Origin of the sequence: Cupriavidus sp. SK-3 (assembly GCF_000611145.1) — a bacterium.
Lineage (GTDB): Bacteria > Pseudomonadota > Gammaproteobacteria > Burkholderiales > Burkholderiaceae > Cupriavidus.
This window is the reverse complement of record NZ_JFJV02000257.1, coordinates 1-15,755: the sequence shown is the minus strand read 5'-3', so window position 1 is coordinate 15,755 and position 15,755 is coordinate 1. Positions and strand designations below refer to the sequence as shown.

The window sequence follows — 15,755 nt, the reverse complement described above, 5'->3', positions numbered from 1 at the left end:
CCCGCCGGGGCTCACGCCAGACAAGAAGCCGCCCCTTGCCGGGGCGGCTTTTTGTTTTCCTGCGTGTAATAAGAATTAACCGAATGCCATCCGGCCCGTTGCGCCTTTGCCACAAGCAGCGCCGGCTGCCGCGGGCGGCTACCGATGATAAGGGTAGGGGTGGCGATAGGCGTACCAGTCGCGCCGTCCCCACCAGCGGCGTCCATCCCAGTAGCGGTCCCCATGCCACCCGATGACCACCGCGGGCGCGACCACCACCGGCGGGCCGTAGGCGGGGGGCGGCCCGTAGGCGACCGGGGGCGGCCCATAGTCAGGCGGCGGGGCCGGATAAACCACCGGGGGCGGCGGAGCCGGATAGGCCGGGGCGGCATAGACGGGGGCCGGCACCACCACCGGCGCCGGCACTCCGATATTCAGGTCAACATCGACGCGTGCCAGAGCGGACTGCGAGGCTGCCCAGGCCAGCGCGCCGACACCCAGCGCGCAAAAAAAACCATGTCTCATTTCGATCCTAGTCGTGCAGTAGCCATGATTTGACTTTAGCCCTGCCGCCGCCTTGCCGCGGGAGACAACTGTAACGATATTTCACGCAGGGGACCGGATGCGGCGGGTGCCGGGCGAGGTCATGCCGAGCGCTCGTTTTTCAGGCGGTACAACGGCATCAGTTGCCTGACGCAGGCGTTCGCCGCCGCCTTGCTTTCCACGTCGATCACGCGGGAGACGGCATCCTTTATGCGGCGCAGGCCTCCGTTTTCAAGAAAGGCTTTCAAGTCCCGGTTCTCCATATACCGGTTGAACTCGAGCAGGTCGGCCCCGGTAATCCCTGCATCCGCCAGCGCCTTGCCTGACAATGCCGCTTCCTTGGTCTTGCGCCCGATCGGGGAGCCGAGCAAGCGCGCCAGCCGCATCGTCAGGCCGGGATCCTGTATTTCCGCTGCCAGCGCGGGCCTGACAGCCTTCTCCACCAGTTCGGGCGAGAGCTTCGTACGGGTGCACTCCACGTAGCGGTCTTTCGGGATCGGTCCGATCTTCGCAGGCAGCCTTGCGAACGCCTGATCCAGGCCGACGGCAAGTATGGCGCCGACATCGAACGCGCGGATCAGCGCGGTGACGGCTTCATCGTAAGTCGGCGGGAACAACTGCGGCGGCTCCGCAGTGTGCTCTTCGATGGTGAACGCGCGCAGCGGCGCCGCCCGGCCGTCGTGGCTGTGAACGAGAGCCAATGCCAGCAGGACGGCCGGCAAGATCGCAGGCTTCCCGATCAGCCCAGGGGCCGGAACGCAATGGGGAAGCGCATCCGGTTTGCCAGCGCCCTGGCGAACGGCCAGGCCTGGGTGACTGCATCGGGGACAGTCGTTCATGGATTGAATTGGCTCGTTCTGTATTTCCTGCAGATTATGCCGGGATCGGGGCGCTGTCACAGCCCCCTTGGCACCGTGGCGCAATCGGTGAGCGGGGATGCCACGTCCACCCCGCTAGCGGGACAGGTGTCGTGTGGAAAACCAGCAACGCATGATTGCCTCCCGGCAACTGCCAGTCCGCCACGCGCCATCCCATCGTCGGCTCCAATTTTCTCTGGAGTTCGAAATGACGATGCAAGAACCCGAAACGCTTCGGGAAGTTAAACCTGCCCACTTGGTTGCCGAGCGCGTGAAGTACCCGCGAACTCCGCATTTACCGTGGTCGCCCGGGCTCGGCGACAACGACCGGAGGATCGAGACCCTGGATGCGTTCCACGGGCGCCGCGTGATTGTCACGTCCAAGATGGACGGAGAAAACACCTCGCTCTACCGCACCGGCATGCACGCCAGAAGCCTGGACAGCCGCCACCATCCCGGCCGAGAGTGGCTTAAGGGATTCTGGGGCGCGATGCGGATGGATATCCCGGATCGATGGCGAGTCTGCGGCGAGAACCTGTTCGCGACGCATTCGATCCGTTACCGGGACCTGGCTTCCTTCTTCCCGGGATTCTCGGTCTGGAACGCGCGGAACGTATGCCTCGGCTGCGAAGAGACGGTGGAGTGGTTCGCCTTGCTCGGCATCGAGCCGGTGCCCGTGCTTTATGACGGCAAGTTCGACGCCGCGGCGATCCAGGCGCTCTGGCGCGAAAGCGAGCGCGAGTGGACCGAGGGCTACGTGATCCGGGTCGCGGACGAGATCCGCCATACTGATTTCAGGCGCTGCGTGGCGAAATTCGTCCGCAGCGGGCATGTGCAGACGGACGAGCGCTGGATGCATAACCATGCGTTCGAGCAGAACCACATGCGCGAACAAGCAGGAGAGCCGCAATGGAAATGACCGATCTGTTGACCGCCACGAATCTGCAATCGCTGCGGGCCTCACCCGTACTGCGGGCGCCGGCATATGCAAGCCTGGCGGCACACGTTCCGGCGGCCGGCACCTATCCGGACTGGAACGCCGTCATGGAGGCACTTCCCTGCCTGGAGCCGTTGCGCCGCACGCCGCAGGAACCACGCTACCACGCAAGTGCCCCCTCCAGAGGCAACTAGTAACGACGATTCAATGAGTTATCCACAGTTGCGCAACTACTGAAACAACTACTTGTTGAATCCTCTCCCACGAAGGGGTGAGAAATGGATTGGAAGAATACACGGGGGCTCGTCCCCAGTCAGGGGGCTACCCCTGACTACCAAAATTGTTTGGCGGCGTTTCCAGCTCTTGAGCTGGCAAAGCAAACTCCCCAGGGCTCGTTCCACAGGGAGGGCGACGTCTGGACGCACACGAAAATGGTGGTTGATGCGCTGCTATCTGAGGCACAAGGGGCGCGGCCAACTGGACGCAACGTGGGACGAACTCGGAGCGGCAACAGTTGCGAGGATGGTAGATGGTGCGTTGACGCTCGCTACAGTTGACGCGCTCGCTGCCTCTGTCATTAAAATTTCATGAGGCACTCGGCGTCACTGCAGAGTCGCTAGAACTATACTCTACATTTCCACGTTGCTGGAAATGTAGAGTTATGCGGTCGCTGCTTTTTGACGAGGGAGTTGATATGCGGAAGCAAATCTTTAGGCGCCTAGTGAGTTCCATCATCGTCGCGGCAGCCGCTGTGACAGCTCACGCCACCGAGATTACGGGAGCTGGCTCTACGTTTGTCTACCCCATCCTTTCTAAGTGGGCGTCGGACTACAACCAAGTCTCTGGGGACAAAATCAACTATCAATCCATCGGCTCCGGCGGAGGCATTACTCAAATCAAGGCTGCCACGGTTGATTTCGGTGCCAGTGATATGCCGCTATCTGCGAATGGGTTGAGCGCGATGGGGATGGCGCAGTTTCCTGTCGTCATCGGAGGTGTGGTGCCAGTCGTCAATATTGACAGCGTCGCCCCCGGCAAGATTCGCTTCACAGGGCCGCTGCTGGCCGATATCTACCTCGGCAAAATCACGATGTGGAACGACCCAGCCCTCGTGAAGATTAACCCTGGTCTCAATCTGCCGGCTGCAAAGATTGTCGTGGTCCATCGCTCGGATGGCTCTGGTACAACATTCAACTGGGTTAACTACCTGGCGAAAGTGAGTCCCTCGTGGAAGAGCACAGTCGGGGAAGGCACCTCAGTGGACTGGCCCACGGGTGTAGGCGGCAAAGGTAATGAGGGCGTTGCTGCATACGTGAAGCGGCAGAAGAACGCTATTGGCTACGTTGAATATGCCTATGCGTTGCAGAGCAAAATGACCTATGGGGCGGTACAAAACAAAGCGGGCAATTTCATTGAGCCCAGCGCCCAGTCGTTTCGGGCCGCCGCCGCGACGGTTGATTGGTCGAAAACAAAGGACTTCGAATGGGTGATGACTGATGCGAGTGGGCCGGATGCATATCCGATTGCCGCAACCGTCTTCGTCCTCATGCACAAGCAAGCGAAGAACCAGGCTCACGCAGAGGCGGCACTGGGCTTTTTCAAGTGGGCCATCGAGAAGGGGCAGCAGCAGGCCCAGGCGCTCAACTATGTTCCGTTGCCTGAGCAACTCGTCGAGCAAATCGAAGCCTATTGGTCGGCCAACTTCAAGTTCTGACGGCTATAGTCGCACCTCACTATCGCTTGACAGGCATCTGCAAGATGCTTCGAACTACCGCAGAATGACATCTACGCATGCACCATGCAGCAAACGAAAGGAACGAATTTGTGAGCGTAACCATCTATCACAACCCCAACTGTGGGACTTCGCGCAACACGCTTGCGCTCATTCGTAACGCTGGCATCGAGCCGGATGTCATCGAATACGTCACGAATCCCCCTGGCCGGGAGCGACTCCAAGACATGATTGCGAAGGCGGGACTCACCGTTCGTGGCGCTCTGCGTGAGAAGGGTACACCCTATGCTGAACTTGGTCTTGGTGACCCGAACCTGACGGATGAACAACTGCTCGATGCCATGCTCGAGCATCCTATCCTAATCAATCGGCCATTCGTCGTGACCTCGCTTGGAGTCCGTCTGTGCAGGCCGTCCGAGGTGGTCTTGGATATCCTGCCTTCCCCGCAGAAGGGGCCTTTCACAAAGGAGGACGGTGAAGTCGTTATCGACGAACAAGGCCGTCGAGTGAAGTAAGCTGAGTTGGGCAGCTAGCCGCGAGTTTCGATGGGCCTCAGACGCCCAGTATTGAAGAGGGGCGCCACCAGGTGGCGCCCCTCGTGCTTCATCAGGCAAAGTGCCTGTCTTTGAAGCTCACACGTCGCTTGTAGTCCTCCATGGAGCCCACGCGCCGAATGCTGGCCCATGTTCCCTTGTAGTAGGGGATGATGTTGCGGTCAGTCCAGTCCGTCGTCACATCTCCCTGTATGCCATTGACGTAGCCGTAGACCATGAACGTCTGGCCCGGCTTCGCAGACGCCACTGGGTAGGCCATGGCAAAGGTTGAGCCAAAGTCGTTGAACACTTCCACGATATCGCCGGCTGCGATACCCAATCCCTGTGCGTCGGCAGGATTCAGTTCGATGTAGGCCATGGGATATCTGCCCTTCACGAACTCGTTGTATTGGTCGTGGTACGCGGTCTGCCACACCTCGTTCGTTCGGCCGTTGTTAATCCAGAACTTGTGCTTCGCCTTCTGGTCGGCAACGGTCTTGGGCAACCCCGGCCACGGAGACGGCTTGAACTCCGCCTTACCATCTTTGGTGTCGAACTTACCGTCGGTGTACAGCATCTCAGTGCCAATCAACTTGCCGTTTGTGTACTCCTTGATAGGTAGTTGAACGCCGTTGTTCCCCATGGCGTGCAACCGTTCATACGTGGCAAGATTACCGGTAGGACCGCCTTGGCTGTCGATAGGCCCGACGCCCGGCTGCCCGACTTGGCGGAAGCCGTCGTTGAAGGCATCTTCCTCCGATTTCCAGGCAAAGCCCTCGTACCGCTTCGCCATCGTCGCGTTGCCTTCCTTCTCATACATCGCTTTCAGCGTGTTTGCGATGCGCGCCGCGATAAGGCAGTCTGGGATGGCTGAGCCCGGAGGGTCCATGAACCGCTCTGACAGGCGCATGCGGCGCTCGCCGTTCATGGACGTGAGGTTCATCTCACCAGGGTGGGTCGCCGGCAGCATGATGTGCGCGGCCTCCGCTAGCTTAGTCGGGTACAGATTGATGCTGGTCACGAACAAGCCACCTTTCCGGGTCGCTTCATAGATGACGTCTGCCATCTGGTCTGGCGTAGCGCCGCGCGTCTTCGCCATCGCCTCCTTCACCATTTGCGACCGACGGAACACTGCCTCGCGAAGTGCTTGAGCGTTATTGCTGGTCTGGAAGTTGTTGCACCCCCACCAGGTCATCATGCGACCTTTGCCCTTGATGAGCTCCTGGTCGATGTAAATCTTGCCCTTACCCGGATAGGGCGGTCGCGTGTAACCCTCTTGGTGGCCGCCCATCCGGACGACGCCGGTACCACGGCGACCCACATTATGGGTCGCCAAAACCAGGTCGACCAATGCCGATTGGATGAGGTAATTGTCGTTGCCCCAGATGATGCCCTTCTCGTAGGCGTGCATGGTCCGTGGCATCTGGCCTGAGGCCTTCGGCTTGTAGGCCCATTCGGCCGCTTTCGCGAGCGTGTCTGCGGATACGCCGGTGATGCGGGCGGTCTCGTCCAGGGAAAGGCGGTTCGCCTTCACCACGTCGCTAAAGCCCTTCGTGTATTTGGCAATGAAGTCCTGGTCAATCCATCCCTTCTCAACGACGTAGGTGAAGAGGCCGTTGAACAACGCGATATCCGTCCCGGGTTGGATATCGAGGTGAATGACGTTCGGCTTTCCAGCTACCTGCTCTGCAATGGCTATCGTGGGGGTCCGCCGCGGGTCCACGACAATCAGCTTCGCCTTTTCGATGCTCTCGCCAGAGAAGCGCTGTTTCCGCTTGTCGATGGTGCGACCTTGGAGATTCGGAACCCAGTGGTTCAGGAAGTAGTTGGTCTGCGTTTCATAGGCATTGGTGCCGATGGCGACGATGACGTCGGCCAACTCTGCGTCTTCATACGAGTTGTTCAGTTCGCCAACGCCCATTTCCCGCGTCGCATGGCATTCGGAGTTGTAGGCTGGGCGATTGTGAATGCGGACCATCTGGGTCTGGATAGCGGAGAACATCAGTTTCCCCGTGCCCCAGGTATTTTCGAAGCCGCCGCCGGCGCCGCCATGGTCGAAGCACGAGAACACGACGCCGTCCGGGCCGTCCTTGTCGAGAACGCGCTTCATCACGCCAACGTACACAGCCAGAGCACTATCCCAGTCGGTGTCCATCCATTGGTCGGCCGCGTAAATCATCGGGCTGTGCAACCGGTCCCGGCCTATGCCGTCCGGCGTGTACATGTATGAGGCAAGCTTGCCGCCGCGCGTCGAACTGAGACCGCTGTTCACCGAGCAACCCTTGTCCGGAACAATCATGATGTTGTACCGCGTGCCGTCACGAGCCGTTATCACGTTGGTCATCGCCGGCGTCAGCGTTATCGTCAGCGGCGGGAGCTGCTTGCGGAAGTCTAGCCCTAGTGCGTTTTGATTGGGCGCCCGACCGCCCTCGGTACCCTCCGGCCACTTGTAAGTGTGATACCCACACCCCACGATGCAGAAGTGGCAGGTGAGGTTTGTCTTCTGCGCGTTCACAGGCGGCAGCGTGAGTCTGTCTTTAGCATTTGCCATGGTCCATCCCCTCTGTCGTCCTCGCCGCTACAGGATATTTGCCTGCCGGCCGTATATCAGGCCCTCGATGCCGACGGCCATGATGCTGCCAGTTTTTGCGTCGTAGCTGAGTTGTACGCGAGGCAGGTTCTCCGTGGCCTGGCCGCAAATCATCTGACCAGACTTCTCTGCATCGAACATGCTGAAGTGGCACGGGCATTTGAAGGACTTCGTCCCCGCGTCATAGGCGACAGGACAGCCCATATGTGTGCAGAGCGTGCTGAAAGCAACGATGTCTTTGTCCGGTCCGACACCGCCCGGTACAGCGGTTCCCATCTTGATGGCCGCACACGGAGAGGCGGCGTCTGGGTAGCTGAACGCGACAACCTGGTTGACTGGCATCCTGGCCGCTACGCCGACTGTACGAGACGGATAGGGAAGCACGGTTCTGCTGGTATCGACTGAAGGCGTGGCAGCCTCCGCGCTCGGCAGGTGGAAGCCACTTGCGCCAGCAGCGGCGCCGGCACCGCTGATTTTCAAGAACGTGCGTCTTGAGATACCTTCGGACATGGTCTTCCTCCACTCTGCTCTGGAAATTTGCTAACGTTGTGATGTGAAGCCTTAAGAGCATGGCAAAAGCCATGCCACACCGTGAGGGCATGGCTGCAGAAGGGATTGCGGGGCGGTCGCCCCGGGCGGACCTCATTTAGGTCACGTATCGGTAACTTGCTGCAATGCGAGGAGAGGAGCGGATGTTACGAAGCCGTAACCCTATTCGCCGCCTGGTTCTGCGGACTCTGGGCGTATGCGGCGTGGCACCGTTCTCGCTTGCTATCGGCCAAGCACAGTCCACGCTGCGCTTTGGCACAACGCCAGTCTTTCTCAACGACCATGTAGAAACCACGGCGAGGTGGCGCAGATACCTGGTCGATGCCACCGGAACGAATGTGCAGTTTGTTCAGCGCGGGAGTTACGGCGAAATCCTTGAGCTCCTGATGCGCAATGACCTTGATGCGGCGTGGGTGTGCGGCTACCCCTATGTCATCTCCAAGGCGAGGCTGGAATTGCTGGCAACTCCCATCTATCACGGCAAGCCGCTCTATCAGTCCTATCTCATCGTCCCGGCCGACGACGAGGCGACGCGTTCGATTGCGGACCTAAGGAACAGCATCTATGCGTTCAGCGACCCGCTGTCGAATAGCGGCTATCTAGTGCCGAAGTCCGAGTTGCTACGCTTAGGGACCACACCCGAGGCGTTCTTCCGGAAGGCATTCTTCACCTTCAGCCATCGGAAGGTCGTCGATGCGGTCAGGCTTGGCGTTGCGCGGGGCGGGTCAGTCGATGGCTATGTGTGGGATACCCTGGCGAAACAGCAGCCAGAATCCACCAAGGGGGTTCGGGTAGCGTGGCGTTCGCGCGAGTTCGGCTTCCCGCCTGTCGTTGTGCGCAAGACGCTCGACGGTCAACTTACGGCGACGCTACACCGCGCATTTGTCAACATGGCGCGGACTCATGCCGGACAGGACGTACTGACTCGGTTGAATCTGGATGGTTTTGGCGATGCACCAGACAGTACCTTTGATGGCATTGCGGCGATGGTTCGGCAGGTGGACGGTGTCAAGACATGACGCTATTCCGGGACCTGAGCTACCGCTATCGCATCCCACTCGCCATCACTGCCGTGATTGTTGCGACCGAATGCATGGTAACGATGACCTTGCTTTCACAGGGCCTCGCCGATGCGCGGCGTGACTTGCAGGCGGGGGCAGAAAATCTTGTGGCCGTTCTCTCCCGTTCCTTGCGAGAGCCGTTACTCCGGGACGATGTATGGCAGGCGTTTGAGGTCATTCGTACTCCCATCGAGACGCGTGATGAGAACAATGCGCTTGAGAGCATCACCGTGACCGATAACGGCGAACGCGTGCTTATCTCAACGGATACCAAGACCTTCCCCATGCTCGCGTCCATCGATTCTCTTCCGGAGAGTGCGCGGAAATTCCTGAAATCAGCCAGCGCCGCGAAGGGCTTCTCTTTCACTGGTGCAAAGTGGATGGGGGCGGAGAACGTAGTGGCGTCGGGGGATGTGCTTTCAGACGACGGTTCTTCACTAGGCAGAGTCGTCATTCAGTATGACGGCGAGAAGATATCGCAGCGCATCCGCACAACCCTTATTCATCTGTTTGCGGTCACCCTACCGGGACTGGTAGTCCTGATTCTGTTGGGATGGTTTTGGGGGAAGCGGATGGTTGCACCACTGTCTCGCCTGGCCGCAGATATGCAGCGCATCGGCAAGGTGCCGCCGATGGAGATTGCCAAGGAGGTAACCCCTGCCGGAAAGGATGAGATTGGCGTCCTCAGCGCGAGCTTCAAGGACATGCTCCACGGGCTGGACGAGAAGGAAAGGTTGGAGCAAGAAATGGTGACCGCCGAGCGGCTTGCGGCGGTGGGCCGCGTTTCGACTGGAATTGCGCACGAAATTAACAATCCGCTCGGTGGCATGCTCAACGCCGTCGACACGCTTGCGACGCACGGTAATCCGGACGCCTTCACCAAGAAAACCTTGGGACTGCTGGAGCGCGGATTAAACCAGATACGAACAACGGTTGGCGCATTACTGGTGGAGGCACGACTTGATTCTCCAGCTATGACGCAGGCGGATTGGCAGGACCTTGAGACACTTATTACGCCGCAAGTCCATGAACGAGCCGGAGCCCTGGTATGGGATGTCACTATTGGCCAACCAATACCGTTGCCCTCGCATCTTGTCCGTCAGCTCGTCTTGAACCTCCTGCTTAATGCGGTGAAGGCAGTGCGCGACGGAGGTCATATCTGGTTTGAGGCGCGAATTGAGGGGGCGACGCTGGAGATGGCGGTTGCTAACGATGGTGACCCCATCCCCCCTGAGCGCATGGGACATTTGTTTGAGCCATACACCGTCACCCAGCACGGCAGCGAGAAGAAGTCCTACCCCATCGGTCTCTGGGTGTGCTATCAGGTGGTGAAAACCTTAGGTGGAACCATTCACGTGGTCAGCGCCGACGGGCTAACGCGCTTCCAGGTCAGTGTTCCTCTATCAGGAGGCAAATCATGAGTCCGGTCGCGCGTCGGCTGTGCCTGATCGAGGACGACCCCATCATGGGCGAGTCGCTGGCGGACCGGTTCGCACTCGAGGGATTTACCCTCGACTGGTACCAGACTGGCGGCGCAGCATTGGAGGGGATGAAGCGACATAGCTACGGTGCCATCATCAGTGACGTCAGGCTGCCGGATATCTCAGGCGAGCAGGTATTCCTGACGGCGGTGGAGCAATCTGACTTTGTGCCCCCGTTCATCTTTATCACGGCATTTGCCAGTGTGGAACGAGCGGTTGAGATGCTAAAACGAGGGGCGACGGACTACATCACAAAGCCCTTTGACATCGGTGAGCTGGTAGCAAAGATTCGGCTCGCCGTCGGACAACACATCAGTCCAGCACCAACCACACACGAATCGCCAATCGGTGTCTCTCGGCAAATGCTTGCACTTGCAGAATCGCTGCCACGGATTGCCCAGAGGGCACGTATCACGTTGGTGACCGGGGAGTCTGGGGTGGGTAAGGAAGTGCTTGCGCAATACCTTCACGAACTCGGCGGCAAGCCAGATTCCCCCTTTGTGGCAGTGAACTGCGGTGCCATTCCTGAGACGCTTCTGGAGGCAGAGTTCTTTGGAGCGGAAAGGGGAGCCTATACCGGCGCAGACCGCGCGCGACGCGGGTATTTTGAGCAAGCGCATGGTGGAACGCTGTTCCTCGATGAGATTGGTGAGTTGCCGCAGAGCATGCAGGTCAAGCTTCTCCGTGCCATACAGGAACAGCAGGTGCGGCGTTTGGGCTCTGACAAAGTCATCCCGGTGGAATTGCGTATCGTCTGCGCGACCAATCGCAACCTCCAGTCCCTGGTGAAAGAAGGACGCTTTCGGGAAGACCTGTACTACCGCGTGAACGTGGTGAACCTGAACATTCCGCCGTTGCGAGACCGTCCGAAGGACATCCTCTGGCTGGCGAGGCGTATTTTGGTTCAGCAGGCGGAGCGCCTCGGGGAGCCGACCAAAACACTCGCGCCGGCGGCTCAGGCTGCGTTGCTCGCTCATCCTTGGCCAGGCAACGTTCGCGAACTGAGTAACCGCATTGAGCGCGCCTGCGTCCTGAGCATCGGACCGGTGCTTTCGGCCCACGAACTGTTCGATGACCATGCTGCGGCACCGGAGTTAGGCAACACCGGGCTACCGACCCTGGACGAATTCTTGGCGGAAGCCGAACGTGCTTTTATCGAATCAGCTCTGGCAAGGGAAGGTGGCCGTATTGCGATGACTGCCGCGGCACTGGGCGTCTCGCGCAAGACGCTCTGGGAGAAGATGAAGCGATTGGGTATCAAGGTGCCCGACACCGAGGCGCCAGGCGGGTAGCCCGGTAGTCAAGAAGCTGTTATGTTCCTGAGGTTTCTAACTGAACGAGGCTTCAGGAGCCCATGGAGCAGATAGATGTACTCGTTATCGGCGGCGGCCAATCTGGCTTAGCTGTCGGCTATTTCCTTCGGCGTACGACGCTCTCCTTTGTCATCCTCGACAGCGAGCCTTCGCCAGGGGGCGCATGGCAACACGCCTGGGACTCTCTGCGGCTCTTCTCTCCGGCCCAGTGGAGTTCGCTTCCCGGTTATCCGATGCCGCGTGCGGGTGATGACACCTACCCCTCCAAAGACCACGTGCTTCGCTACCTCGCCGCCTATGAAGAGCGGTATGCCTTGCCCGTGAAGCGCCCAGTAGTAGTGCAGTCCGTTGCGCGAGACGGAGAGCGCATGATAGTTCAGACGGATTCCGGCAGCTATGCGGCAAGGGCAGTAGTGAGCGCAACCGGGACTTGGCGCCATCCCTTCTGGCCACATTACCCAGGTGCGGCGGACTTCCATGGAGTGCAATTGCACTCGGCACACTATCGGAGTGCGGACGCCTTTGCCGGCAAGCGAGTCCTGGTAGTCGGCGGTGGTAACTCCGGTGCTCAGATTCTGGCGGAGGTTTCCCAGGTTGCCGACACCGTCTGGGCGACGAAGGAACCGCCGCTTTTTTTACCCGACGACGTGGATGGTCGTGTCCTCTTTTCTCGGGCGACCGAACGATGGAAGGCCAAGGTAGAAGGCCGAGAGGTCGAGGACCTTCCCGGCGGCCTTGGCGACGTCGTTATGATTCCAACCGTCAAAGATGCGCGAGAGCGAGGGGTGCTTGTTGCCGTCAGTACGCCTGAGCGCCTTACTCGGACGGGGGCAGGTTGGAGGGGCGGTCATGAAGAGATGTTCGACGTCGTCATCTGGTGCACCGGCTTCCGGCCGGCTCTGAGCCATTTGGAATCGTTGGGCGTGCTGCAATCGGACGGTCGTATTGCAGTCAATGAGACGCGTTCACTGGTAGAGCCTCGGTTGTGGCTCGTTGGATACGGCGAATGGACGGGGTTCGCTTCTGCGACGCTCATTGGTGTCATGCGTTCCGCTCGAGCGACCGCGCAAGAGATTGAGGGCGTCTTGGCCACTTCGAGCTAATAGTGGGATTGCCATGCGGCTCCGTCCGGCCTACGGGCGAAATATGGCAAGGCGATGGACGTACGTGACACTAAAATGACATGCCTCCGCCCCAAACTTGCGCGATAGGCGTCAAAGCCTCTACAGTTCCAAGAATGATGAAGAGCGAAACTGCTGTTGCGGCGTTGGCCGCACTTGCCCAAGACTCACGTCTGGCGATATTCCGTCTGCTGGTTCAGGCGGGTCTGGACGGCGTGAATGCTGGCCGCATTGGCCAGCAGCTTGGTGTGCCACCGGCGACGCTGTCCTTCCATCTGAAGGAGCTTGTCCACGCCGGCTTGATTAAGAGCACCCAAGAGGGGAAATTTGTTATCTACCGAGCTCAGTTCGACCGGATGAACGAACTCGTAGCGTTTCTCGTTGAGCACTGCTGCGAAGGGCATCCCGAAGATTGCGGTGTTGCTGGCGCCGTGTGCAAACCAAAGCGGGCGAGAGTTGCCGCCGAAACTACCTGATGCGCCAGGGCCTCTGGCTGAAGCCGCATTGCTGCTCCCGATGATGCACTGCAGGCGTCTCGAAAACTCACCCAACGCGCCGGACATACCGGGCGCCAGTGACCAGGCGATTTCAGAGCCGAAGCGGGAGCGGTAATCGCGACAGTCCTCGGCTAGACAATTGGGTTGAGAGTGCTCCGACATCGATTCTATATTTCTACTATAATGGAATCAAAGGAGCACGCCATGCCAGACACTTTGCCAAACATCGACTCCGCGCAATTTGAACAAATCTCGAGTGGAGAGTTGTCCCAGCCGCTGTCGAACCACCCGCCTCGAATTCTCCTCCTCTATGGGTCGCTGCGCGAACGCTCGTACAGTCGCCTTCTCGTGGAGGAGGCGGCGCGCATTCTGCGTGCGCTCGGCGCCGAAACGAAGATTTTTGACCCACGAGAGCTCCCGCTTCCGGACGGGGCGACCGCAGACCATCCGAAGGTGGTTGAGCTGCGCAAGCTCTCGGAGTGGTCGGAAGGCCAGGTCTGGTGCAGTCCCGAGCGCCATGGCGCCATCACCGGGGTTATGAAGACGCAGATTGATTGGCTTCCCCTGGAGAGCGCCGGTATTCGCCCGACGCAGGGCCGCACGCTTGCGGTCATGCAGGTGTCGGGCGGCTCGCAGTCATTCAACTCGGTCAACACGCTGCGGCTGCTCGGCCGATGGATGCGGATGGTCACTATCCCCAACCAGTCGTCGGTGCCAAAGGCCTTCGAGGAGTTCGACGAGGCAGGAAGGATGAAGCCATCCGCGTACTATGACCGCGTCGTGGATGTCATGGAAGAACTGTTCAAGTTCACGCTTCTCCTGAGAGACAAGTCCGACTATCTGACCGACCGGTACAGCGAACGCAGAGCGGCTGCGGCAAAGGCGGAAAAAGAAGACTTGGCAACCGCTGCGCAAACGGCCTAAGTTGAAATGCGAGGCCGGCCCGATGAGCCGAACGTCATGACTGCGCCCACCGCAGGGTGCGCTTTGAAGCGACGCTCGGCACTCCTCGGCCACATGCCTTCTGAACGCTCAATAGATACCGGAGATGGACATGTCCGCCATCGATGCAAATGCGCTCTCGGCTGCCATTGGTGAATTACGTGGAGCCGTCGCCCACGTCCTGGTCGACTGTTTATTGGCGTCGTCGCACTGCTCGCTTAAGACCGCTCACGGCAGGGCGAACTTCGCCAAAGTGATGGGGGATATCGTGGCGGAATATCGGAAAGGCAACTTGGAGCAGGAGGCGTTGCTCGCCGAGGCGGTCGTGGCCAATTTCCTAAGCGATATTGCCGGCTATCGCGATGAGCAGTTCCAGACGGAGCAGCGGTAATTCGTCTCCGGAGGCAACCACGATGCGGGGTGCGGGATGCAGTTGCACCCCTGGTCGGCCATCCCGCTCTCAGGCCGCGCCGCCTAGCCCTTTACCTTGGCCTCAAAGGCTAACAACGGTTCAATGCTTGGTTTCCGTGTTGCGGCTATCAAGAGCAAAAGGGCCAACAAAGCCAAGCCCGACAACGCAAGCACCCTCGCCGTGAACGGCAAGCCACTGGCCGAAACGAAGGAAAAGCACAAGGGTGCAAGGGCCATTGACAGCAACGTTGGCCGAGCCAAACGCCCAAGCAGGCTGCCAACGGGAATTGAAGGAAACAGCTCGGCGGGGAGTGTGCCCCGCACTATGGTTAGCAGTCCGTTACTGAGTCCGTACACCGCGGCAAAGCCGAAGCCCACCGCAAGGCTGCCGGAGGAGCAGGCAAGCAGCATCAGAGCCACGAACAATAGTCCGAGGGATAGTCGTCCCACTTGTGCGGGTTGCAGCTTCTTTGCGAAGAAAAGCTCCATGACTCTCCCGGTAACCTGCATCGGTCCAATGACGGTAGCCACCATGACCGCCTGCGCCGTGGTCAGTCCCCCGACCTGAAGCAGATTCAAGAGATGGACGGAAAGTGCTCCAAAGGCGAACAGCGCAGCAGCGAACGCGCCGCCAAGGACGTAGAAGCGCCGCTCATTTACCTGTCGAGCGGGCAAGCCAGTCGCTGGCGAGATGACTTCGGATTGAGTGGGAGCACGCCCGGATAGCCGAGGGAGAATGAGCGCGTGCAGCGGCAGGCAGATGGCGACCTGAATTGCAGCGAACATCATTAGAGTCACGCGCCAACCCACCTCAGCGTTCAGATATGCTGTGAGCGGCCAAAACGCCGTACTGGCGAATCCGCCGAAAAGCGTCAACGTCGAGACACTCCTCCGATAGCGGCTGGCGTCAATCTGATGCAAAGTGGCAAAGGCCGGGTCATACAACGCCATTGGCATGGCCAGACCGGCAAGCACCCAGGCCGCGTAGACGGTCCAGACGTTCGTCGCGGACGCCAGCGCGAGCAGGGCCGTAGCTGCGACGACGGAGCCCGCACAGAGAATCGACTTCCCTCCAAATCGGTCAATCGCCTTGCCCACACGGGGGGCGTTCAGGGAGGACGTCAGCAGGGCTAATGTGAACGCGCCAAAAAGGACCGGCTGGCTCAGTTGCAGCTCAGCTTGTATCGGCTTGGAGAGCACGGCGAAGAG

16 protein-coding genes and 1 pseudogene are annotated in these 15,755 nt (G+C 59.6%); 12 read left to right on the top strand and 5 right to left on the bottom strand.

The window, feature by feature from the left end; genetic code table 11:
• Positions 1–138: 138 nt before the first annotated feature.
• Together CF70_RS27100 and CF70_RS34065 are read right to left on the bottom strand one after the other, a co-directional pair.
• Positions 139–504, bottom strand: coding sequence for a hypothetical protein (locus CF70_RS27100; protein WP_035872302.1), 366 nt, complete (start codon positions 502–504; stop codon positions 139–141).
• Between the two features lie 119 nt (positions 505–623).
• The gene (locus tag CF70_RS34065; protein ID WP_051649087.1) at positions 624–1,244 is read right to left on the bottom strand and encodes a hypothetical protein; all 621 of its coding nucleotides are present in this window, start codon (positions 1,242–1,244) and stop codon (positions 624–626) included.
• Positions 1,245–1,587: 343 nt separating this feature from the next.
• On the opposite strand from CF70_RS34065, the gene CF70_RS27090 reads away from it, so the two are divergent.
• From CF70_RS27090 to arsC, 5 genes and pseudogenes are all read left to right on the top strand, one after another.
• Positions 1,588–2,298: an RNA ligase family protein gene (locus tag CF70_RS27090; RefSeq protein WP_235185230.1), complete on the top strand. Its 711-nt coding sequence runs from the start codon at positions 1,588–1,590 to the stop codon at positions 2,296–2,298.
• The gene (locus CF70_RS27085) at positions 2,289–2,510 is read left to right on the top strand and encodes a hypothetical protein (protein WP_035872297.1); all 222 of its coding nucleotides are present in this window, start codon (positions 2,289–2,291) and stop codon (positions 2,508–2,510) included. Before CF70_RS27090 ends, CF70_RS27085 begins: the two co-directional genes overlap by 10 nt.
• A gap of 84 nt (positions 2,511–2,594) precedes the next feature.
• Positions 2,595–2,771: pseudogene (locus CF70_RS38335) on the top strand (metal-dependent phosphohydrolase); the annotation flags it as partial.
• 239 nt (positions 2,772–3,010) lie between these two features.
• On the top strand, positions 3,011–4,030 hold the full coding sequence (gene pstS / locus CF70_RS27080; RefSeq protein ID WP_035872398.1) for a phosphate ABC transporter substrate-binding protein PstS: 1,020 nt from the start codon (positions 3,011–3,013) through the stop codon (positions 4,028–4,030).
• A 110-nt stretch (positions 4,031–4,140) separates the two neighbouring features.
• Positions 4,141–4,563: an arsenate reductase (glutaredoxin) gene (gene arsC / locus CF70_RS35360; RefSeq protein ID WP_081862381.1), complete on the top strand. Its 423-nt coding sequence runs from the start codon at positions 4,141–4,143 to the stop codon at positions 4,561–4,563.
• Positions 4,564–4,654: 91 nt separating this feature from the next.
• Here the strand turns inward: arsC and CF70_RS27070 are convergent, their stop codons facing one another.
• Together CF70_RS27070 and CF70_RS27065 are read right to left on the bottom strand one after the other, a co-directional pair.
• Positions 4,655–7,132: an arsenate reductase (azurin) large subunit gene (locus CF70_RS27070; protein ID WP_035872290.1), complete on the bottom strand. Its 2,478-nt coding sequence runs from the start codon at positions 7,130–7,132 to the stop codon at positions 4,655–4,657.
• A 27-nt stretch (positions 7,133–7,159) separates the two neighbouring features.
• Complete coding sequence (locus CF70_RS27065) at positions 7,160–7,681, bottom strand: arsenate reductase (azurin) small subunit (protein WP_035872288.1); 522 nt, start codon at positions 7,679–7,681, stop codon at positions 7,160–7,162.
• Positions 7,682–7,863: 182 nt separating this feature from the next.
• Between CF70_RS27065 and CF70_RS27060 the strand changes: the two genes are divergently transcribed.
• The 7 genes from CF70_RS27060 (at position 7,864) to CF70_RS27030 (ending at position 14,526) form a co-directional block, all read left to right on the top strand.
• Positions 7,864–8,739 carry a PhnD/SsuA/transferrin family substrate-binding protein gene (locus tag CF70_RS27060; RefSeq protein ID WP_035872286.1) on the top strand — a complete coding sequence of 292 codons (876 nt, stop codon included), beginning with the start codon at positions 7,864–7,866 and terminating at the stop codon, positions 8,737–8,739.
• Positions 8,736–10,202 carry a sensor histidine kinase gene (locus CF70_RS27055; RefSeq protein WP_035872284.1) on the top strand — a complete coding sequence of 489 codons (1,467 nt, stop codon included), beginning with the start codon at positions 8,736–8,738 and terminating at the stop codon, positions 10,200–10,202. Before CF70_RS27060 ends, CF70_RS27055 begins: the two co-directional genes overlap by 4 nt.
• Positions 10,199–11,554: a sigma-54-dependent transcriptional regulator gene (locus CF70_RS27050; protein ID WP_035872281.1), complete on the top strand. Its 1,356-nt coding sequence runs from the start codon at positions 10,199–10,201 to the stop codon at positions 11,552–11,554. Before CF70_RS27055 ends, CF70_RS27050 begins: the two co-directional genes overlap by 4 nt.
• A 62-nt stretch (positions 11,555–11,616) precedes the next feature.
• Positions 11,617–12,678 (top strand): ArsO family NAD(P)H-dependent flavin-containing monooxygenase, encoded by a 1,062-nt coding sequence (locus tag CF70_RS27045; protein ID WP_035872279.1) that lies wholly within the window; start codon positions 11,617–11,619, stop codon positions 12,676–12,678.
• Between the two features lie 137 nt (positions 12,679–12,815).
• A complete protein-coding gene (locus CF70_RS35355) occupies positions 12,816–13,172 on the top strand; it encodes an ArsR/SmtB family transcription factor (RefSeq protein ID WP_081862383.1) in 357 nt (118 codons plus the stop codon).
• Positions 13,173–13,397: 225 nt separating this feature from the next.
• Positions 13,398–14,117 carry an arsenical resistance protein ArsH gene (arsH, locus tag CF70_RS27035; RefSeq protein WP_035872393.1) on the top strand — a complete coding sequence of 240 codons (720 nt, stop codon included), beginning with the start codon at positions 13,398–13,400 and terminating at the stop codon, positions 14,115–14,117.
• A 130-nt stretch (positions 14,118–14,247) separates the two neighbouring features.
• A complete protein-coding gene (locus CF70_RS27030) occupies positions 14,248–14,526 on the top strand; it encodes a hypothetical protein (protein ID WP_035872275.1) in 279 nt (92 codons plus the stop codon).
• 83 nt (positions 14,527–14,609) lie between these two features.
• On the opposite strand, the gene CF70_RS27025 is transcribed toward CF70_RS27030, so the two are convergent.
• Positions 14,610–15,755 (bottom strand): MFS transporter (locus CF70_RS27025; RefSeq protein ID WP_051649085.1); only part of this gene is annotated, 1,146 nt, incomplete at its 5' end.